This window comes from Streptomyces xanthophaeus (genome assembly GCF_030440515.1).
GTDB lineage: Bacteria > Actinomycetota > Actinomycetes > Streptomycetales > Streptomycetaceae > Streptomyces > Streptomyces kutzneri.
Map to the genome: position 1 here is coordinate 3917852 of NZ_CP076543.1, position 18874 is coordinate 3936725.

General features: G+C 72.0%; 20 protein-coding genes. 6 read left to right on the forward strand and 14 right to left on the reverse strand.

The features are described 5' to 3' along the window. Positions 1 to 51: 51 nt before the first annotated feature. The 3 genes from KO717_RS17120 (at position 52) to KO717_RS17130 (ending at position 2611) form a co-directional block, all read left to right on the forward strand. Positions 52 to 558 (forward strand): carboxymuconolactone decarboxylase family protein, encoded by a 507-nt coding sequence (locus KO717_RS17120; protein ID WP_301368581.1) that lies wholly within the window; start codon positions 52 to 54, stop codon positions 556 to 558. A 209-nt stretch (positions 559 to 767) separates the two neighbouring features. Further along, positions 768 to 1604 (forward strand): PP2C family protein-serine/threonine phosphatase, encoded by an 837-nt coding sequence (locus KO717_RS17125; RefSeq protein ID WP_301368583.1) that lies wholly within the window; start codon positions 768 to 770, stop codon positions 1602 to 1604. 44 nt (positions 1605 to 1648) lie between these two features. Then, entirely contained in the window at positions 1649 to 2611 is a 963-nt protein-coding gene (locus KO717_RS17130; RefSeq protein ID WP_301374573.1) for an MASE1 domain-containing protein, read from the forward strand. A 57-nt stretch (positions 2612 to 2668) separates the two neighbouring features. On the opposite strand, the gene KO717_RS17135 is transcribed toward KO717_RS17130, so the two are convergent. The 11 genes from KO717_RS17135 to KO717_RS17185 form a co-directional block, all read right to left on the reverse strand. Then, a complete protein-coding gene (locus tag KO717_RS17135; RefSeq protein ID WP_301368585.1) occupies positions 2669 to 3547 on the reverse strand; it encodes an alpha/beta hydrolase in 879 nt (292 codons plus the stop codon). A 171-nt stretch (positions 3548 to 3718) separates the two neighbouring features. Continuing rightward, the gene (gene kynU / locus KO717_RS17140) at positions 3719 to 4942 is read right to left on the reverse strand and encodes a kynureninase (RefSeq protein ID WP_301368587.1); all 1224 of its coding nucleotides are present in this window, start codon (positions 4940 to 4942) and stop codon (positions 3719 to 3721) included. Continuing rightward, positions 4935 to 5789 carry a tryptophan 2,3-dioxygenase family protein gene (locus tag KO717_RS17145; protein ID WP_301368589.1) on the reverse strand — a complete coding sequence of 285 codons (855 nt, stop codon included), beginning with the start codon at positions 5787 to 5789 and terminating at the stop codon, positions 4935 to 4937. Before KO717_RS17145 ends, kynU begins: the two co-directional genes overlap by 8 nt. A 166-nt stretch (positions 5790 to 5955) precedes the next feature. Beyond that, the gene (locus KO717_RS17150; protein ID WP_030012083.1) at positions 5956 to 6369 is read right to left on the reverse strand and encodes a DUF3151 domain-containing protein; all 414 of its coding nucleotides are present in this window, start codon (positions 6367 to 6369) and stop codon (positions 5956 to 5958) included. 164 nt (positions 6370 to 6533) lie between these two features. After that, positions 6534 to 7277, reverse strand: a complete 744-nt coding sequence (locus KO717_RS17155) for a ScbR family autoregulator-binding transcription factor (RefSeq protein ID WP_301368591.1) — start codon at positions 7275 to 7277, stop codon at positions 6534 to 6536. A gap of 192 nt (positions 7278 to 7469) precedes the next feature. Continuing rightward, a complete protein-coding gene (gene fbaA / locus KO717_RS17160; RefSeq protein ID WP_030012792.1) occupies positions 7470 to 8492 on the reverse strand; it encodes a class II fructose-bisphosphate aldolase in 1023 nt (340 codons plus the stop codon). 273 nt (positions 8493 to 8765) lie between these two features. Next, on the reverse strand, positions 8766 to 9305 hold the full coding sequence (pyrE, locus tag KO717_RS17165; protein ID WP_301368592.1) for an orotate phosphoribosyltransferase: 540 nt from the start codon (positions 9303 to 9305) through the stop codon (positions 8766 to 8768). 33 nt (positions 9306 to 9338) lie between these two features. Continuing rightward, positions 9339 to 10127 carry an aldose 1-epimerase gene (locus tag KO717_RS17170; RefSeq protein WP_301368593.1) on the reverse strand — a complete coding sequence of 263 codons (789 nt, stop codon included), beginning with the start codon at positions 10125 to 10127 and terminating at the stop codon, positions 9339 to 9341. A gap of 33 nt (positions 10128 to 10160) precedes the next feature. Then, complete coding sequence (locus tag KO717_RS17175; RefSeq protein WP_301368595.1) at positions 10161 to 11024, reverse strand: SRPBCC family protein; 864 nt, start codon at positions 11022 to 11024, stop codon at positions 10161 to 10163. A 33-nt stretch (positions 11025 to 11057) separates the two neighbouring features. Next, positions 11058 to 12701 (reverse strand): polyamine aminopropyltransferase, encoded by a 1644-nt coding sequence (locus KO717_RS17180; RefSeq protein ID WP_301368597.1) that lies wholly within the window; start codon positions 12699 to 12701, stop codon positions 11058 to 11060. A gap of 115 nt (positions 12702 to 12816) precedes the next feature. After that, positions 12817 to 13365: a DUF2617 family protein gene (locus tag KO717_RS17185; RefSeq protein WP_301368599.1), complete on the reverse strand. Its 549-nt coding sequence runs from the start codon at positions 13363 to 13365 to the stop codon at positions 12817 to 12819. 693 nt (positions 13366 to 14058) lie between these two features. Between KO717_RS17185 and KO717_RS17190 the strand changes: the two genes are divergently transcribed. Continuing rightward, positions 14059 to 15246 (forward strand): pyridoxal phosphate-dependent aminotransferase, encoded by a 1188-nt coding sequence (locus KO717_RS17190; RefSeq protein WP_301368600.1) that lies wholly within the window; start codon positions 14059 to 14061, stop codon positions 15244 to 15246. A 74-nt stretch (positions 15247 to 15320) separates the two neighbouring features. Here the strand turns inward: KO717_RS17190 and KO717_RS17195 are convergent, their stop codons facing one another. Both KO717_RS17195 and KO717_RS17200 read right to left on the reverse strand, forming a co-directional pair. Then, positions 15321 to 15671: a hypothetical protein gene (locus KO717_RS17195; protein WP_301368602.1), complete on the reverse strand. Its 351-nt coding sequence runs from the start codon at positions 15669 to 15671 to the stop codon at positions 15321 to 15323. Beyond that, on the reverse strand, positions 15668 to 16153 hold the full coding sequence (locus KO717_RS17200; protein WP_301368604.1) for a prevent-host-death family protein: 486 nt from the start codon (positions 16151 to 16153) through the stop codon (positions 15668 to 15670). Before KO717_RS17200 ends, KO717_RS17195 begins: the two co-directional genes overlap by 4 nt. A 305-nt stretch (positions 16154 to 16458) precedes the next feature. Here KO717_RS17200 and KO717_RS17205 point away from each other — a divergent pair, with 305 nt between their 5' ends. After that, a complete protein-coding gene (locus tag KO717_RS17205; protein ID WP_301368605.1) occupies positions 16459 to 17649 on the forward strand; it encodes a glycosyltransferase family 39 protein in 1191 nt (396 codons plus the stop codon). A 3-nt stretch (positions 17650 to 17652) separates the two neighbouring features. Here the strand turns inward: KO717_RS17205 and KO717_RS17210 are convergent, their stop codons facing one another. Beyond that, positions 17653 to 18201, reverse strand: coding sequence for a YbjN domain-containing protein (locus KO717_RS17210; RefSeq protein ID WP_301368607.1), 549 nt, complete (start codon positions 18199 to 18201; stop codon positions 17653 to 17655). 128 nt (positions 18202 to 18329) lie between these two features. Between KO717_RS17210 and KO717_RS17215 the strand changes: the two genes are divergently transcribed. Further along, positions 18330 to 18794, forward strand: a complete 465-nt coding sequence (locus KO717_RS17215; RefSeq protein ID WP_301368609.1) for a hypothetical protein — start codon at positions 18330 to 18332, stop codon at positions 18792 to 18794. Positions 18795 to 18874: the final 80 nt, after the last annotated feature.

Consider the following 18874-nt stretch of genomic DNA (forward strand, 5'->3'; position numbering starts at 1 on the left):
GCTCCCCTCCGTCAGTGCTGTGCAGACACCGGCCGAAGGAGAGCAGCAGCCATGACGAACACCTCCAACACCTCCGTCACCTCCATCTCGCGGATGCCGAACCCGGCCGCATTCGTCCCCGAGCTGAACGACGTCAGCGCCGCCCTCTTCCGGGCCACGGGCAACCGTTCGGTGCCGCGGACCACGATGAGCCTGGTCCACCTGCGCGCCGGGCAGATCGTCGGCAACACCTACCTGACCGTCCTGAACACCGGCTTCCTCCGCAAGGCCGGGGAGTCCGAGGAGCGCATCACGGCCGTCGCCTCGTGGCAGGACGCCCCCTGCTACACGGCCGCCGAGCGGGCCGCCCTAGCCCTGGTGGAGGCCACCCTCCAGCCCGCCCCGCACGGCCGGGAGCGGGTCACCGACGAGCTGTACGCCGAGGTCGCCGCGCACTACGACGAGAAGGCCCTGGCCACCCTCACCATCGCGATCGGGCAGATCAGCTTCTTCATCGCCCTGGCCGTCATCGGCAAGCCGCAGCCGGTCACCTCGCTGGCCGACGAGCAGTGGGGCTGAGGGCCCGGCGGGCCGCCGCAGGGCCCCATAAGGCCGCCTGCAAGGCCCCGTAAGGCCGCCGCAGGCCCCCCTGGCCCCACAGTCCCCCGCGCGCCCCCGCGGGGCGGGACCGGTCTCGGGGGGCGGGTTCCGGGTGGCCGGAAATATGATGTCCACGGGCTTTTCGCGCAGCGGAAGCAGGGACGAATGGATGCACCTCGGAGCGTTCCGTGACTCCTCGCCGTGCCCCGCGGGCGGCCAGCGCCGACCTGCTCAGCACGCTCGGACGGCTCGCCGACCAGGCCCGCCGCGGGGTGGAGCTGCAGCAGGCCCGGGTGGACCTGGCCGAGGCGCTGCAGAGCGAGATGCTGCCCGCCTCGCTGCCGGCGCTGCCGGGCCTGCGGACCGCCGCCCGGTACGCGCCCGCCCGGCACGGCCTGGACATCGGCGGCGACTGGTACGACGGCTTCCGGCTGCCCGAGGGAGCCCTCGCCTTCTGCATCGGTGACGTCCAGGGCCACGACGTGGAGGCGGCGGCCTTCATGGGGCAGGTACGGATCTGCCTGCGTGCCGTGGCGGCCGTCGTCGTCGACCCCGGCGAGGTGCTGAGCCGGGCCAACGAGGTGCTGCTCTCCATGGACCGCGACCTCTTCGCGACCTGCAGTCTGCTCCGCTTCGATCCGGAGACACGGGAGCTGGAGACCGCCCGGGCCGGCCATGTTCCGTCAGTCTGGGCCACCGTCGACGGCGAGTACGGCATAGCCGAGGAGGACGGCGGCCTGCCGTTGAACCTGATGCCCGGGGCGGGGTACGCGGTGACCCGCCGCAGGCTCACGAAGGCGGGGTCGATCGTGCTGCTCACCGACGGTGTGGTCGAGGGTCCGAAATTCCCGATCGAGGTGGGACTGGAGCGGGTGGCCAAGGTGGTGCGGGAGGCTGCGGGCACCGATCCGGGCGAGCTGGCCGCCGAGGTGATGAAGGTGGCCGACTCCACGGGCCACGCCGACGACGCCGCCGTGCTGGTGCTCACCCATGACGCCCGGCCCGATCCGCAAGACACCCCCTAGCGCGTGTCACGGCCCGCGGGGACGCCGGGCTGTTGTCTGATGCTGTGGTGCGCACCGAGGGATGGCGACGTCTGCCCGCAGCTCTGCTGCCGATCCTCGCCGTCGCCGTCGCCTACTACCTGGGCGGACTGATCGGCCTGCACCAGCGGGTGGTCGTCAACGACGCCGAGGTCACCCCCCTGTGGCTGCCGACGGGCGTCGCGGTGACCTCCCTGCTCTGGCTGGGCCTGCGGGCGTGGCCGGGGATCGCGATCGGTACGTACCTCACCATCGAGCAGATCACCGACTTCGACCCGCCCGGCCTGATCATCGTCGCGGGGAACGTCCTCGCCCCCGTGTGCGCGTACCTGATGCTCCGCCGGGCGGGTTTCCGTACCGAGATGGACCGGCTGCGGGACGCCCTGGCGCTGGTCTTCCTGGGCGGTCTGTGGCCCATGCTGATCAGCGCCACGATCGGGACCTGGACGCTGGTGCTCACCGGTGACCTGCCGCTGTCGCAGTTCTGGCCCGTCTGGTCGGCCTGGTGGGCCGGGGACGCGATGGGTGTGCTCGTGCTGACCCCCCTGCTCCTCGTCCTGCGCAGGGTCGTGGGGGCCCGGCGGCCCCTGGACGGCTACCGCTCGGCCGAGGCGGCGGTCCTGGCGGTCACCGCGGTCGTCGTCACCCTGGTGGGCACCCGGAGCAGCCTCTCGCTCCTCTTCCTCGTCTTCCCCGTGATCATCTGGGCGGCCGTACGCTTCCAGCTCGCCGGGAGCGCTCCGGTCACCCTGCTGGTCTCGGTCCTGGCGATCTCGGCGGCGACCCGGCACGTCGGGCCGTTCGCCGACCACACCCTCCTGGAGGTCATGATCAACCTCCAGGCGCTCAACGGCGCGGCGGCCCTGACCGGGCTGCTGCTGGCGGCTCTGGTCACCGAGCAGAACAACGTCCGCCTGAAGATCGAGCAGGTCTGCGAGGACCTGGCGGAACTGGTGGAACACCTGGCCCCGGGCAAGCCGGATCAGTAGGGACACCGCTCCGGCCGCCGAGCACCGGCCCGGCCCCGGGGGGCGGGCCGGCGGGCGCTACCAGGCCAGCTGCGAGATCTCCTCGGCGACCACCGCGCACGCGTCCGCCGCCGGGTCGATCAGCGGGAAGTGACCGACGGCGTCCAGCAGCGTCAGCCCGACCATCTCCCCCGCCTTCGCGGCCGCCGCCACATACGCCTCGGCCACCTGCTGCGGGACCACGATGTCGTCCCGGCCCTGGACCACCGCCGTGGCGATCCCCGTCGGCAGCAGCGAAGCCGGATCGGCATACGGCAGCCGCTCGTCCCAGTGGTCCGCCCCGCCCAGCAGCTGCGCGCTCGCGCCGCCGCACACGCCCAGTTCCTCCGCCACCGTGAAGTCCGCGATCGGGGCCAGCGCCACCACGCCCCGCAGCATCGGCGGGGAGGGCAGCAGCCACGGGGAGCCGGCCGGGAGCACGTGCCGGGCCGCGGCCCACAGTGCAAGGTGGCCGCCCGCCGAGTGCCCGGTGACGACCGTGCGGCGGACATCGGCCTGCGGGAGCGCTTCGGCCGCCAGCCCCGGCAGGGCGTCCATCGCGGCGGCGACATCGTCGAAGGTCTCCGGCCAGCGTCCGGCGACCGGCCCCTCGGCGTTCTGGTGCGGCAGCGAACTGCCGCGCCGGTACTCGACGTTGGCGACGGCGAAACCCCTGCGGGCCAGGAAGTCCGCGAACGGCGTGATGTGCTGCCGGTCGTACGGGGCCCGCCACGCGCCCCCGTGCAGCAGCACCACGAGCGGGGCCGGCCCCTGGGTCTCGCCGCGCGGGGCGTAGAAGTCGACGACGTGGTCGGGGTGTTCCCCGTAGGCGGCGGTCACGTCCGGCGCCACGGCCGGGTGGGCGAAGGCCGAGGCGGCCTCCGCGGCGTCCCGTTCCACTGCGGCGGGGTCCGTCATCGGCTCAACCTCTCGGTAACGCGTGGGACAGCGGGGACTGATGTTCCGGTGGTCCGGCAGAGCGGGACCGTATCAGTCCGGAACAGGCGCTTCCGTGCGGGGCCCGGAATATGACCGGGCGGACGGAGCCGTAGCCCCGCCCGCCCGGTGATGTGACGTTTCGCTACCGAGTCACCCGAAAATGTGACCCAGTGTCCGCGCGGCACGCTCGGCGTCGGCGAAACCGACGTAGAGCGGGGTGAAGCCGAAGCGCAGGACGTCGGGTGCGCGGAAGTCGCCGATGACGCCGCGGGAGATGAGCTCCCCCATGACCTCACGGGCGTTCTCGGTCCGCAGCGAGATCTGGCTCCCGCGGCGGCCGTGCTCGGCCGGGGTGACCGACTCGACCCGGTCCTGCGGGACGTACGCCGCCACGCATTCGAGGAAGAAGTCGGTCAGGGCGAGGGACTTGGCCCGTACGGCTTCGACGGACACCCCGTCCCAGGCGTCGAGCGCCGACTCCAGGGCCAGCATGGACAGGATGTCCGGCGTGCCGACGCGCCCACGGGTCGCGCCCGTGGCCGCCTCGAAGGCCGGGGTCATCGCGAACGGATCCGCGTGACCGTTCCAGCCCGGGAGCGGGGAGTCGAAGCCGGCCTGGTGGCGGGCGGCGATGTACAGGTACGCGGGCGCGCCGGGGCCGCCGTTGAGGTACTTGTACGTGCAGCCCACCGCGAGGTCGACGGCGTGCGCGTCGAGGCCGACGGGGAGGGCCCCGGCGGAGTGGCACAGGTCCCAGACCGTGATCGCCCCGGCGGCGCGGGCCGCCGTGGTGAGCGCGGGGAGGTCGTGGAGCCGTCCGCTGCGGTAGTCGACGTGGTTGAGGAGGACCACGGCGGTGTCCGCGTCCATGGCCTCGGCCGCGTGCGAGGGGTCCACCGGGACGACGGTCAGGCCCGTCATCCGGGCCGCCGACTCCGCGATGTAGCCGTCGGTGGGGAAGGTGGCGGCGTCGACCAGCAGCTTCGTCCGGCCGGGCGCCGCGAGACGGGCGGCGCCGACCAGGGCCTTGAAGAGGTTGACGCTGGTGGAGTCACCGACGACCACCTGGCCGGGGGCCGCGCCGATGAGCGGGGCGATCTTGTCGCCGATCCGCTCGGGCGCGGTCCACCAGCCGCTCTCGTCCCAGGACCGGATGAGGAGCTCGCCCCACTGCCGGGCGACGACGTCGGCGGTGGTGTCCGCGACCCCGGCCGGCAGGGCCCCGAGGGAGTTGCCGTCCAGGTAGACGACCCCGTCGGGGAGGGTGAAGCGCTCGCGGAGCTTCGCGAGCTCGTCGGCGGCGTCCAGCTCGGCCGCACGGCTGCGGAGGTCCGCCGCCGGGTCCGCCGCTATGTCGTGGGAGGTGTCAGACATAGCTGCGGGCCGTCCAGAGCTCCGGGAAGACGTTCTTCGTCGCGCGCTTCTCCAGCCAGGTCACGCCGGCCGAGCCGCCCGTGCCCGTCTTCGCGCCCATCGCGCGGCGGGTGGCGACCAGGTGGTCGTTGCGCCAGCGCCAGACGAGCTCGGCGACATCCGTGAGGACCTCGCCGAGGCGGTGCAGGTCCACGGTCCCGTTGTCGTCCGGGGCGGCGTACAGGCCCGTCCAGACGGCTTCGACCTCGGCCGAGGGCTCGTAGCGCAGCGACAGGTCGCGGTTCAGGACGGCGTCCGGGACCGGCAGGCCGCGGCGGGCGAGCAGGCGCAGCACCTCGTCGTAGAGGCTGGGCTCGTGCAGGGCCTTCTCCAGCTCCGCGTGGACGCGCGGGGCGCCCCGGTGCGGGACCAGCATGGACGAGGACTTCTCGCCGAGCAGGAACTCCATCCGGCGGTACATCGCCGACTGGAAACCGGAACCTTCGCCGAGGGCGGCGCGGTAGGCGTTGAACTGTCCCGGGGTGAGCTGGGCGAGCGGGCGCCAGGAGGCGTTGAGGGCCTCCAGTTCGCGGAGGGAACGTTTCAGCGCATCCATCGCGACCGGGATGCGGTCCTCGCGCAGGGCCTTCGCGGCGGTTTCCCACTCATGGACGATGACCGTGAACCACAGCTCCATGACCTGGGTCGTCACCAGGAAGACCATCTCGCCCGGGTCGTCCGAGCGCAGGTGCTGGAGGTGGGTGAGAACGTCCGCCTGGACGTAGTCCTCGTACGGGGTCGTGCCGTCGAAGTCGAGGTTCGGGGTTTCCGACCCGCCGACTCCGGAGGCATCAAGGGTTTTCGACATCGCTGTCTCCTCGACACGTGCTTCCGGGTAGCGGTCCGCCCCTTCCGTGAGGTGAGTGGAGCCCCGGTCCCCTGCCCGCAGCATAGGACACCGGCGCGCCGGCGCTCCAGCGGAGAGTGACACAGACCACACAATTTCGGTGCGTGTCACTCCCCGCCGTACGGACTCAGGCGCTCAGCGTGTCCGCCGCCGTCGGGGACGAGTCGCGCAGGAAGGTCGAGCAGCGCTCGTACTCCTCCTTCTCGCCGATCGCCTCGGCCGCGCGGGCCAGGGCGTGCAGGGCGCGCAGGAAGCCGCGGTTCGGCTCGTGCTCCCACGGGACCGGGCCGTGGCCCTTCCATCCGGCGCGGCGCAGCGCGTCGAGACCGCGGTGGTAGCCCGTACGGGCGTAGGCGTACGACTCGACCGTGCTGCCGGCGGCGAAGGCCTCGTCGGCGAGGATCGCCCAGGCGAGGGAGGACGTGGGGTGCGCGGCCGCCACCTCGACGGCGGGGGTGCCGGCGGCGATGGCTTCGCGGCCCGGCTCGTCGGGCAGGTGGGTGGGGGCGGGGCCCCCGAGCAGGTTCTGGTGAATGGACATGCCCCCAGTCTGCCGGGTGCGGTGGTCCGTGGAACCCACTGTCCCCTCGCTGTCGCCGCCCCGCCGTATGCACGGGTCCGCGGCCCCACACCCCTGCCGCGTCAGGGGCATTGCCGGGTACGGGGGCGTCGCGGGTGCGGGCACGTGACGTGGGGAGGGCCGGGTCAGTTCGCGGGGGCGGTCGCCCCGACCGGCTCACGGGTGGCGGGCGGACACGATGTCAGGGCCGGCTGCGTTGCGGAGCAGCCGCACCGGGGGACCTCGTTCGGAGCGTGCAGCACCCTCGCGCCGCGGCCCGGCGCGGTGTCGAGCCGGGCCGCCACGGCCGGAACCACGATGCTCGGCAGCAGGCTCGTGTAGAGCGCCGAGATCTCCCGGTCCAGATCGAGCCCGAGGGTCTGCGACATCACGTTGAGCCCGGCGAAGGCCCCGACCACCAGCCGTGAAGGCCCCGACGGGTCCACGTGCGGCAGCAGTTCGCCGCGCTCCTTCGCCTGCACCAGCAGGGCGGTGTGCAGATCGATCCACCCCTGGTACGGCGCCGCCCGGTCCAGTACCCGGCCGCTGTGCTCCAGGGTGAGCCGGGCGCTGCCGCGCATCAGCACGTCGTGGCGCAAGCGGTGCGAGAAGACCATGCCGACGTCGACGAACTCCTGCGCCTTGAACTCCTGCGGGGTGACCGGCGCGTGCATGCTGACCTGGGCGTCGATCACGGCCTGCGCCAGGTCTTCCTTCGAGTCGAAGTGGAAGTAGAGCGCGCCTTTGGTGACGTTGGCGAGCCGGACGATGTCGGTCAGTTTGGCCGCGCCGTAGCCCCGGTCCTCGAACACGACGGCGGCGGCTTCCAGGATCGCCCGGCGGGTTCGCACGGCGCGGTCCTGCTTCGCCTGCGTTCGTTCGGCCCTCATGTGCACCAGCCCTCTCCCCGCCCCGACCGATCGGTCCGTACATGCCCCCAGCACGTACTGCCGGGGGCAGTTCACACCATCGTGCGGTCACCGTCCACCGCCGCCGTCACCCCTGCCAGGGGGAACGCCGAAGGGCCCGGCCTCCGTCGTGGGACGGGGGCCGGGCCCTACGGTGCGGCTCGCTGTGGGCGACTACTTCAGCTTGGTGCCGGTGGAACGCAGGTTCGCGCAGGCCTCGGCGACGCGCGCGGCCATGCCCGCCTCGGCGGCCTTGCCCCAGGTGCGGGGGTCGTACTTGGACTTCGTACCGACCTCGCCGTCGACCTTCAGCACACCGGCGTAGTTGCTGAACATGTGGTCCACGACCGGGCGGGTGAAGGCGTACTGGGTGTCGGTGTCGAGGTTCATCTTCACGACGCCGTTCTCCAGCGCGGTGGCGATCTCCTCGGCCGTGGAGCCCGAGCCGCCGTGGAAGACGAAGTCGAACGGCGAAGCCTTGCCGTACTTCTCGGCGACACCGGCCTGGAGGTCCTTGAGGAGCTCGGGGCGCAGGACGACGTTGCCCGGCTTGTAGACGCCGTGGACGTTGCCGAAGGAGGCGGCCAGCAGGTAGCGGCCCTTCTCGCCCAGGCCGAGGGCCTCGGCGGTACGGATCGCGTCGTCGACGGTCGTGTACAGCTCGTCGTTGATCTCGTGGCTGACGCCGTCCTCCTCGCCGCCGGTCGGGGTGATCTCGACCTCAAGGATGATCTTGGCGGCGACGGCCTTGGCGAGCAGCTCCTGGCCGATGGCCAGGTTGTCGGCCAGGGTCTCGGCGGAGCCGTCCCACATGTGCGACTGGAAGAGCGGGTTCAGACCGCGGGCCACACGCTCGGCGGAGATGTCGAGCAGCGGACGTACGTAGCCGTCCAGCTTGTCCTTCGGGCAGTGGTCGGTGTGCAGGGCGACCGTGATGTCGTACTTGGCGGCCACGATGTGCGCGAACTCGGCCAGGGCGACCGCGCCGGTGACCATGTCCTTGTTGTGCTGGCCACCCAGGAACTCCGCACCACCGGTGGAGATCTGGATGATGCCGTCGCTCTCGGCCTCCGCGAAGCCGCGCAGGGCAGCGTGCAGGGTCTGGGAGGAGGTCACATTGATGGCCGGGTAGGCGAACTTGCCTGCCTTCGCCCGGTCGAGCATCTCGTTGTAGACCTCGGGGGTTGCGATGGGCATCTGCCGGCTCCTTGGATGTGCGGGGAGTGTGCTTATTGCGGGCCCTGACCTGGGGGCGACGTCATCGTCGCGCCTATCTTTCCAGACTCAGCGCAGGGGTCCAGACTGCCCGTCTCACGTGGTGGGCGAACGGCCCGGGATGTTTCACGTGAAACACCCCGGGCGCCCGGGAAAGAGCAGGTCAGGCCGGTCCGAGGGGCGGCAGGGGCCCTTCGTCGACAGTTCTCGCGGTGGCCGGACGGAGCCGGGACCGGAGCTGACCCGGGGCTTTTCCTAGGAGAGGCCGAGGTCCTGGAGGAGGTACCCGGTGAGGTAGGGCAGGCCGGCCGCGGCGATCGCGTCGGCCGCACCGCGGTCGACGATCGTGGCGACGGCGACGACCTCGCCGCCGGCCTCGCGGACCGCCTCGACGGCGGTCAGCGGGGACCCGCCGGTGGTCGAGGTGTCCTCGACCACCAGGCAGCGCTTGCCCTTCACGTCGGTGCCCTCGATACGGCGCTGCATGCCGTGGGCCTTCTGCGCCTTGCGGACGACGAAGGCGTCCAGGCGCTCACCGCGCGCCGCGGAAGCGTGCAGCATCGAGGTCGCGACCGGGTCGGCGCCCAGGGTCAGACCGCCGACGCAGTCGAAGTCGAGGTCGGCCGTGAGGTCGAGCATGACCTGGCCGACCATCGGGGCCGCCTCGCCGTCGAGGGTGACCCGGCGGAGGTCGATGTAGTAGTCGGCCTCACGACCGGAGGAGAGGATCACCTTGCCGTGCACGACGGCCTTGTCCTTGATCTGCTGCAGAAGCGCATCGCGTACGTCACTCATGCCTCTGAGCTTAGAGGGGGGCGAGATGAGGGCCTAGCCGAGCCGGCGCCACGTCCAGGTGGTGGAGACCTCCAGCGGATCCACCGGGGTGACCAGGCGCGGGAGGGTGTTGAGACCGTTCGGCGGACCCGACTGGGGCTCCACGCAGACGGCCTCGGGCTCCTCGTCGTAGATGACCACCCATTCGGCCCTGCTGGTGACCCGCAGTTCGAGGGCGCCGGGCCAGGTGAGGGTGACGTCGACGCCGTGCGGCATGCCGAAGCAGTCGTCCCAGGGGCGGGGCTTCGGGTCGATGCGGTTGCCGGTGGGGATGTGGTCGGCGCCGCGCTCCTCCTGCCACGCGGGCTCGAAGGAGACCTCCGCGTCCGGCCCGCCGGTGCCGAGGTTGCGCAGGAACCACGGGTGCCAGCCGACCTGGGCCGGGAAGGAGTCCCCGTACGTCTCGACGCCCATGGTGAGGGTCAGCGAGTCCTCGGCGAGCGTGACGACCTGGGTCACCCGGCCGGGGTACGGCCACGGGTCGGTGAGGTCGTAGGCGAAGGCCGCCTCGGTGGCGGTGGCTCCGGCCGGGCGCCAGGGCGCGTCGCGGCCGAAGCCGTGGAGTGCGTGCGGCGGGTGGTTGAGCGGCATCTGATGGACGGTCGCGCCGTCGCGGAACTGCCCGTTCGCCGTCCGGCCGCACCAGGGGACCATCGGGAAGGCCCCGAACCTCGGCCCCTGGCGCAGCAGTTCCGTTCCGTCGATGCGCAGGCTGCTGATCCGGCAGCCGTTCTCCTGGTCGACCGTCACCTCGGCGCCGCCGGCGCTCAGTTGCGTACTCATGCGGTCGACCCTAATGCGGCCCGGGCCCGCTGATCAGCGACGGCGCCGCAGGGCTCGGCCGATGACGACCGCCGAGGCGAGCGCGAAGGCGGCGGCCGGGGCGATCCAGCGCAGGCTGTCGCCGGCGCCGGCGGAGGCGGGCGCGGGGACCGGGGCGTACCGCCCGCGCGGCGGCGCGTGGTCCACCTCCTCCGCGCTGCGGCCGATCATGGTGCGGCGGGCGTGGGCGGCCTCGGCCGGGGGCCGGGGGGCTCCGTCGGGGCCCTCGAACCGACCGGCGAGGAAGGGGTCCAGGGACGGCGGCGGTACGTCGGTCTCGAAGAGGGAGGCGGTGACCTCGGTGACGTCGTCCTCACCGGAAGCGGGACCCGCTCCGTCCTCTGCGTCCTCTCCGCCTTCGCCGCCCGCTGCTTGTTCGGCTTCCTCGGCTTCCTCCGCTTCGGCCACCGGGTCGCTCACGGCGTCGGGCGCGGAGCCGAGGGTCAGCTGTCCGGCTGCCCGGTCCAGCAGCCGCCGTACGGCGGTGGCCGCGGCCTCCGGCGGGAAGGCGGCGGCGCGCCCGTCGGCGGTGACCTCGGCGGTGAAGTCGAGCCGGGTCCCGTCCGGGACGGGGGTCAGCCGCAGGTCGAGGGCGAACTTCACGGTCCCGCTGCCCCGGACCTCCGTGCCCTCACCCTCGAAGGTGAAGTGCGCGGGGCCGCGCTCGGTGACGGCCAGGGCGCCCCGGTAGGTCACGGTGCTCCCGCCGACCCGGACCTTGAGCCGGCCCGAGACCGGCCCGGCATCGGTGTCGGCATCCTGCTGGAGTCCCGGCACGCACCGGGCCACCCGGGCGGGGTCGCGCAGCACGGCGCGGAGATCGTCTGCCGGTACCGGGACGAACACCTGATGCTCCATGTGGTCGAGCCTACCGACGAGACCCGCACCGGGTCACGAATACCGCGGGTGCGGCAGCGTCGACGGCGGCAGTCCGGGCACCCGGGTGCGTTCCGCGTCACGTGCGGCGTCCTGCAGGGAACGGGTCGACAGCGAGCGCAGCGCGGGCGTGTCGCGGTCCACCCGCAGGGACGGGTCCGCGTCCCTGGTGGCCAGGACGAAGCCCCAGTCCTGCGGCGGTGCGTCGGTCACGCCGTGGGGGGTGCGGTCGGGTCCGGCGGCGAAGCCCGTGAGGCGGCCGCCCGCGCTGTAGGGGGCGGTGCGCAGGCCGGCCGCGCGGAGGGTGGAGTCGACGGTCCAGTACGCACGCGGGCGCGTGGCCAGCGGTCCGGCGTGCACGGCGATGCGGCCGCCGGGGCTCAGGGCCCGCGCGGCCAGCCCGTAGAACTCCTGCGAGTACAGCTTCGTGCTGGGGGTGATGCCCGGGTCGGGGAGATCGGAGACGATGACGTCGAAGCGGTCGCCGGCGGCCGGCCCCCGCAGCCAGCGGAAGGCGTCCTGCGTGACGACGGCGAGGCGCGGGTCCTCGTACACCCGGGCGTTGAGCGCGGACAGCATCGGATCCGTGCGGGCCAGGCGGACCACTCCGGGGTCGAGTTCGACGACGGTGACGGAGGAGACGTCCCGGTAGCGGAGCACCTCGCGCGCGGCCAGCCCGTCGCCGCCGCCGAGGACCAGGACGCGGGTGTGCGGGCCGGTCATCGCGGGGTGGACCAGGGCCTCGTGGTAGCGGTACTCGTCGTAGCCGCTGACCCGCAGCCGCCCGTCCAGGTAGAGGTCGAGGGAGCGCGGGGAACCGGTCCGCGGCCCGGTGAGCACCAGCTCCTGCACCCCGGTCTGGACGGCGACCCGCACCTCCGCGCCGTAGACGGCGCGCCGGGCGGTCCGCTCGAAGTCGTCGGCGAGGACGGTCGCGGAGGCGAGCACGGCCAGGACGGTCACGTTCGCGCCGATCAGCAGCCAGCGGCAGCGCCTGCTCAGGTCCCGGCGGAACAGCCACAGGACCAGCCCGCCGCCGACGATCACGTTGACGGTGCCGGTGACCATGGCGCCGGTGAGCTGGCCGAGCACGGGAAGCAGCAGGAAGGGGAAGGCGAGGCCGCCGACGAGGGCGCCCACGTAGTCGGCGGCGAACAGGTCGGCCACGGCCCCGCCCGCGTCCTGTCTGCGGATGCGCTGGATGAGGACCATCAGCAGCGGGATCTCCGCGCCGATGAGCACCCCGATGGCGAAGGAGAAGGCGACGAGCGCGGGGCGGGACTCCCCCAGCCAGGCGAAGCTCGCGTACAGCGCTATGGCCGACAGCCCGCCGAGGAGGGCCAGCCCGGCCTCGATGGCGCCGAAACCGAAGGCGGGCCGGTGGCGGAAACGCTTGGCGAGCAGGGAGCCGACGCCCATGGCGAAGACCATGACGGACAGCACGACCGACGCCTGGGTGACGGAGTCGCCGATGAGGTAGGTGCCGAGGGCGAGCAGCTCCAGCTCGTACACGAGCCCGCAGGCGGCGCAGATGAATACGGTGGCCAGGACCAGGAGTCGGCCGGTCCGGGGCCGTACGGGCAGGGCGGCCGGGACGGTCGCGGCGCCCCGAGGCTCCGGAGCCGGGAGCACCCGGCGCGGGACGGAACGGTCGATCATGAAGCGAACCGTACGTCACCGCCCCGCTGCATCCGGTCACCCACATGGGTGCAAGTGGCTTACTGATCCGGCCAGTTGGCGTAACCATGGCGGGATAATCGCGCCCCGGCGCCCGCTACAGCAGCGCGGGGGATTCCAGGGCCGCCTCCGCGGGTGCCCCGATCCGTACGCCCACCCGCGTCCGGGTGGCCACCAGCTGGCCCTCCTGCGGGTACGCGTGCCAGGTCCGCCAGCGCACCTGTCCCTCGTAGCGCTGCGCGAGCATGGCGGTGAAGGCGTGCGGACTTCCGGGGAAGGTCCCCGCTAGCCCGTTCGGGTGATCGGCCACCAGTGCGAGCAACTCCTGGGCCCGTCCGGCGAAGGAGCCGCGGGAGAGGGTCTCGACCCGCGCGGCGAACTCGTACTCCCAGTCGCCCACCCGCTTGGCCACGCCGAGCGGCAGCGGCGTACTGCTGCCGGGCATACAGGCGACGGTCTCCGAGCAGAGCACCTCCCCCTCCTCCAGAAGCACCTGGTGGGACGCGCCGAGCAGGCGCAACTCCACCTTCGCCCCCGAAAGTTCGAGGTTCAGTACGGCCAGGGCGGGCAGCCGGTCCCGACCCAGGGCCCAGGCGAGATCGGCGGCACGCGTGTCGGTGTATGAGGTCTGGAGGGTCGTGAGCATGAGTCGGCTCCGCAAACGCGCGAGGGAGATGGGCCGGGGCCCGCCAGCGGTAGCAAGCACGGGTGGGGGGAAACCGGCACGGGTCCACAGGAAGTCCAGGGAGGTCCGAGGACTGGTCTACTCAACCGAGGGAATCATGAAAGGCACGGCACTCACAGCGTTTTTACCCAACTTGCTGGGGTTTACATCCCCCCGGGGGCTTCGCAGTTCACGTGTTCAACAGGTTGCGTCCCGCGCGTCGTCATGCATCGGCGAACGAGTCGTCACGCAGGGGCGAACGACGAGGACGCCCGACGGAAACGGGACCGTCGAACGCCCTCCTCCCTGCGGTGCCGGGCTGCCCCGTGTCAGCTGGAACCGCACCCCCCGCCGCCGCACGAGGACGACGAGCCACAGGACGAGGAAGAGCCGCAGGACGAGCCTCCGCCCCCGTCCACCCACGAGCTGCCGCTGCTCCTGCGGCGGCCGCCGGTCCGCCCGCTCTTGGCCGAACGGGCTGCGACCGCCACGACGAACGCGACGATCAGGACTGCACCAACGATGAAGACGAACATGCGGTCCGCCCTTCTCTCACGCCCCGGTCTTCCCGGGGGAGCGGGATCCCCGCGTCCCGCGTGAAAGGGGGATGCCCCCGGTCCGCGCGGCCCAAAGCACACTTGAGGAAGTCCAGAGGTTGCCCTCAGGATGACGACCATGACCACCCCCGTGAGCAGCGACCGCCCCTTCCTGAACCGCCGCCTGGCGGCCTTCGGCACGACGATCTTCGCGGAGATGTCGGCGCTGGCCACACGCACCGGTTCGATCAACCTCGGCCAGGGTTTCCCCGACACCGACGGCCCGGCGCAGATCGCCGAGGCGGCTTCCCGCGCGGTCCTCACGGGACTCGGCAACCAGTACCCGCCGGGCCCGGGCGTCCCGGAGCTGCGCACCGCGATCGCCGCGCACCAGCAGCGCTTCTACGGGCTCGGCCTCGACCCCGACACCGAGGTCCTCGTCACGGCGGGCGCCACGGAGGCCATCGCCGCCGCCCTCCTCGCCCTCCTGGAGCCGGGCGACGAGGTCATCGCCCTGGAGCCGTACTACGACTCGTACGCGGCCTGCATCGCCATGGCCGGCGCGGTACGCGTCCCCGTCACCCTGCGCCCGCACGCCGGAGCCTTCGCCCTCGACCTGGACGAACTGCGCGCCGCCGTCACCCCGCGCACCCGCCTGCTGCTCGTGAACACCCCGCACAACCCGACGGGCACCGTCCTGACCCCGGCCGAGCTCTCGGCGATCGCCGAGCTGGCGGTCGAGCGCGACCTGCTGGTCGTCACGGACGAGGTGTACGAGCACCTGGTCTTCGAGGGCGCCCACACCCCCCTGGCGAGCCTCCCCGGCATGCGCGAGCGCACGGTCACCATCTCCTCGGCCGGGAAGACCTTCTCGTTCACCGGCTGGAAGGTCGGCTGGGTCACCGCGCCCCCGGAACTGATCACGGCGGTCCGCTCGGCGAAGCAGTTCCTCACCTACGTCTCCTCGGGCCCCTTCCAGTACGCGATCGCGGAGGCCCTCGCCCTGCCCGACAGCTACTACGCCACCTTCCGCGCCGACCTGGCCACCAAGCGCGACATCCTCGCCGACGGCCTCGCGGCGGCCGGCTTCGAGGTCTTCCGCCCGCAGGGCACGTACTTCATCACCACCGACATCACCCCTCTCGGTGAGAAGGACGGCCTCGCCTTCTGCCGCGCCCTCCCGGAACGATGCGGCGTGGTCGCCATCCCGAACCAGGTCTTCTACGACGACAAGGCCGCGGGCAGGAGCCAGGTCCGCTGGGCCTTCTGCAAGCGGACGGTTGTATTGCAGGAGGCGGTTGAGCGCCTCGGCCGGCTGGCCCGCTGAGAGCGAGCCAGCTGGACGTGCGGGCATGGGGCCAGGCCCTATCAGCCAGCCCCGTGCCGCACGGGAGAGACGAGCTATTCAGTGTCCTTCGGGTGCCGAGTAGACGCATAGACCAGAACGACGGTCGATGTCTCAGGGCTGACCAGGTAGCGCACGCGGCCGCCGCTTGTGACCTCGAACTCCCATTGGTCCAGAAGCGATCCCTTCCACTCCTTCGTGGCGAGTCTTCCACGGAGCTGATGCTGACGGTTCCAGTTGTCACGCGACAACGGATCGGTGCGCAGCGCCTCAAGACAGCGGTGGGCACTGGGCAGCGCCACGCGGCACAGCTCCTCCCACCCCGTCACCGCATCGGTTGTCCCGAAGACGACGTTCCACCCGCTCAGCGGCGGAACGCTGACACGATCGCCCTTCTTCGGGCTCACCCGCCCACCTCGACCGGGCCCAGGTCCTCCCCGTCGAGCGGGCGCAGCGCTTCCTTGAGCTGGTCGGGATCGGCGTTGATCCGAGCCGTCGCCCTCCAGGAGACGAGCGCCCGGTGCACAGCCTCCCTGGCACCCAGTTCTGCCGCATCGGAAAGCGCTTCCAGAAGTTCCACCATGAAAGCGCGCATCTCCTCGCCGTCCAGGTGTCGCACCCACGGAAAGACTTCCGGCAAGGCCAGCAGGAGCGAGCGGGCTCCGTCGTCGTGCTTCATGAGCGCGAGGAAGAGCCGGGACGCCGTCGTGAGGTTCTCCTCGGTGCGCTCAGCGTGCACGGCAGTCGTCAGCACCATGTCGGGCGCGTCCCGATGGGTGACGCGCAGAGCACCAAGGGCTGCAGCCCGGGCGGCTACAGCCTTGGGGTTTCTTGACAGGTCGGTGAACGACACCGACTCGGGCTCGGCTCCCAGGTAAGCAAGGCTCATACTCAGACTGTACTCAGATCATGCTCTGAGTGCCACGGGTGTGTGCTGCATTCCGATGTTCACGCCTCGCGCTCCTGCAAGCGCGATGACGTCCTGCGCGAGGCCGTCCTGCGCGAGGCCGCCGAGCGGCTGCGCCGGCTCTGAGGGACGTCCCCGGCGATCACTTCGGGATGGACCGTTCCCGCACCGGCCACCCCGCGTCCTTGCGGGGTTGTAGGGCCGGTGTGAAGCTGTGCGTCGTGCAAGTGCCCGAAGCCCTCACCGCCGGGTGAGCGGACCCACCGCGAGCTGGAGAGTCGGGATTCATGGCAACGGGCAGAGCGGCCGTGTCCGCGTCGCCGCTGGAGATGCGCGCGGTCCGGGCCGTGCGGTCGGCCGCGCCGGCCACCGTGCTCGCGCTCGGGGTGTTCACCGCCGTGCGCGGGGCCGGGGTGCTGGTGCTCGGCCTCGGGGCCTGGTGGGCCGGGCGGGATCCGCTGAAGGTGCTCGGCAGGTCCTGGGACTCCGACTGGTACCTCCGGATCGCCGCCCACGGCTACGGGCGGACCCTGATGTGGCCCGAGGCCCTCACCGGGACCGGGCCCGTCCAGAGCGACTACGCCTTCTTCCCGCTCTACCCCACCCTGATACGGCTCGTCTCCGGGATACTGCCCGGCGGGCTGGTCCCCGCCGCGCTCCTCGTCGCGTGGGTCTCCGCCGCCGTGGCCGCACTCGGGATCTACCGGGTCGGGGAACGGGTGATCGGCCCGCGCGCCGGGCTGCTGCTCGTGGGGCTGTGGGCGGCGCTGCCGCACGCGGTGGTGCTCACCCTCGCCTATACCGAGGCCCTGCTGGCCGCCTTCGCCGCCTGGGCGCTGTACGCCCTGCTGCGCGACCGCTGGCTGTGGGCCGCCGGACTCGCCGTACCGGCCGGGCTGACCCGGCCCACCGGGCTGGCCGTCGCGGCCGCCGTCTCGGCCATGGCCCTGTACGCGATCGTCGTACGAAGATCCCGGGCACCCGAAGTGTGGCTGGCCGGGCTGGTGGCTCCGGCGGGCTGGACGGCGTACGTCCTCGCCGTCGGGGTGAGGGTGAGCGACCCCTTCGGCGGCTACTTCGCCGTGCAGCGCGGCTGGGGCTCCCGCTTCGATTTCGGCGTCGGGGCGCTGCGCTCCGCCGAGCGGGTGCTGACCGGCGGGCACGTGCCGCTCGCCACCACCGTGACGGTGGTCCTGCTGGCCGTGGCCGGGCTGCTGGCGGTGCTGCTGATGCTGGACCGCACACCGCTGCCGCTGCTCGCGTACACCGCGGTCCTGCTGGTCATCGGCTTCGGCGGGTCCGGTTTCTTCGAGTCCAAGCCGCGCTTCCTGCTGCCGGCCTTCCCGCTGCTCCTGCCACTGGCCGCCGTCATGGCGAGAGCCCGGCCGCGCACCGCGGTCATGGTGACCGCGGTGGTGGCCGGGCTCGGTTACGGCTACGGGCTGTATCTGCTGCTGATCGCCCGTGTACCGCTGTAACGGCTAGCTGTTGGCGTCGCCGTTGCTGTCGTCGTCGTCGCCGTCGGTGGAGTCGATGTCCTGCTCCAGGCCGAGCTGCTCGACGAGCCACTTGTCGAACTCGATGGACGCGCGGACCCAGCTGACCGTGGAGGACACGAAGTGCTCCAGGTTGACGCCGGTGCCGATCAGCATCTGCGCCTCACCGATCAGGCGGACCGAGCCGTCGTCGTGGGTGTGGCTGTAGACCTTCGGCCACAGGGTGCGGCGGTTCCAGTCGTCGATCGACTCGAGAAGCTGCGGCTTCTCGTCGATCTTGTGCGGACGGTCGTAGAAGGTCCGCACCGAGAAGACCTGCTGCTCGTCCTCGCCGCGGAACATGAAGTACGTGCGGAACTCCTCCCACGGCGCCGCGAGGTCACCCTCGTCGTCGACGACGTACTTGAGCTCCATCTGCTCCAGCAGCTGCTTGACCAGATCCTGGTCGGGGACGACGGGGCCCGCCGGTCCTGTGGCCTGCGGATCGGGCTGCTGCCCTCCGAAGTTCGGAATCGAGGCCGGGTCGATGCTCACCGTGTTTTCCCTTCGTGCGGATACCTGCATCCTCCCCCATCGCGCCCACCTTGTGTCCAGCCCCGCACGTACGATCCGCTCCGGGCAGAACGAGTAAGAACCGAGTAAGAACCAGGTAAGGGGGGCGCATGGCCCTGCGCGGTACGTTCAAGCTGGTCACGGGGCCGGCGGTGGCGGTCGGTGTCGCCGTGTGCGCCGTGGTGCTGTGGCAGGCCGCGGGGGATCCGGGCGACGAAGGCGGCCCCCGGGGGACGGCCGACTGCGCGGAGGTCATGGCGTTCGCCCGGATGGACCCGCCGGCGGGCCTGAGGGACGGGACATGCGACCGGACCGGGGCGGCGGACGGCCGCGCGACGGTCCTGGGAACGTTCCGCATGGAGCACGCCGATGTCGATGCGTGGATCGCCTCCTTCCCGAAGACCCCGGAGCAGGTCGCCTGCCCCGGGCCCTGGCCGGAGAACTACGACCCGGAGAGCGAGGGGTGCTTCGCCCTCGCCCACGACGAGCCGCAGCCCGGCCGGGCGGCCGGGCTGCGACTGCGGATCACCCCGGAGGTCGGGACGACCGCGAAGGTCCGATTCGACGCCTCCTGAGGCGGCCGGCGGCGATTGAGCCGGTGTCCTGGGCCGGTGTCCTGGCCGGTGTGCCGGCCGGTGTCCTGGCGACGGCCGCC

What these genes read in the sequence shown, in the direction of transcription:
- KO717_RS17175 (WP_301368595.1), bottom strand. Translation starts at nt 11,024, where the DNA reads ATGGAGCATCAGGTGTTCGTCCCGGTACCGGCAGACGATCTCCGCGCC.
- KO717_RS17120 (WP_301368581.1), top strand. Translation starts at nt 52, where the DNA reads ATGACGAACACCTCCAACACCTCCGTCACCTCCATCTCGCGGATGCCG.
- KO717_RS17170 (WP_301368593.1), bottom strand. Translation starts at nt 10,127, where the DNA reads ATGAGTACGCAACTGAGCGCCGGCGGCGCCGAGGTGACGGTCGACCAG.
- KO717_RS17145 (WP_301368589.1), bottom strand. Translation starts at nt 5,789, where the DNA reads ATGTCGAAAACCCTTGATGCCTCCGGAGTCGGCGGGTCGGAAACCCCG.
- KO717_RS17135 (WP_301368585.1), bottom strand. Translation starts at nt 3,547, where the DNA reads ATGACGGACCCCGCCGCAGTGGAACGGGACGCCGCGGAGGCCGCCTCG.
- KO717_RS17155 (WP_301368591.1), bottom strand. Translation starts at nt 7,277, where the DNA reads ATGAGGGCCGAACGAACGCAGGCGAAGCAGGACCGCGCCGTGCGAACC.
- KO717_RS17190 (WP_301368600.1), top strand. Translation starts at nt 14,059, where the DNA reads ATGACCACCCCCGTGAGCAGCGACCGCCCCTTCCTGAACCGCCGCCTG.
- fbaA (WP_030012792.1), bottom strand. Translation starts at nt 8,492, where the DNA reads ATGCCCATCGCAACCCCCGAGGTCTACAACGAGATGCTCGACCGGGCG.
- KO717_RS17205 (WP_301368605.1), top strand. Translation starts at nt 16,459, where the DNA reads ATGGCAACGGGCAGAGCGGCCGTGTCCGCGTCGCCGCTGGAGATGCGC.
- KO717_RS17150 (WP_030012083.1), bottom strand. Translation starts at nt 6,369, where the DNA reads ATGTCCATTCACCAGAACCTGCTCGGGGGCCCCGCCCCCACCCACCTG.
- KO717_RS17180 (WP_301368597.1), bottom strand. Translation starts at nt 12,701, where the DNA reads ATGATCGACCGTTCCGTCCCGCGCCGGGTGCTCCCGGCTCCGGAGCCT.
- KO717_RS17215 (WP_301368609.1), top strand. Translation starts at nt 18,330, where the DNA reads ATGGCCCTGCGCGGTACGTTCAAGCTGGTCACGGGGCCGGCGGTGGCG.
- pyrE (WP_301368592.1), bottom strand. Translation starts at nt 9,305, where the DNA reads ATGAGTGACGTACGCGATGCGCTTCTGCAGCAGATCAAGGACAAGGCC.
- kynU (WP_301368587.1), bottom strand. Translation starts at nt 4,942, where the DNA reads ATGTCTGACACCTCCCACGACATAGCGGCGGACCCGGCGGCGGACCTC.
- KO717_RS17185 (WP_301368599.1), bottom strand. Translation starts at nt 13,365, where the DNA reads ATGCTCACGACCCTCCAGACCTCATACACCGACACGCGTGCCGCCGAT.
- KO717_RS17200 (WP_301368604.1), bottom strand. Translation starts at nt 16,153, where the DNA reads ATGAGCCTTGCTTACCTGGGAGCCGAGCCCGAGTCGGTGTCGTTCACC.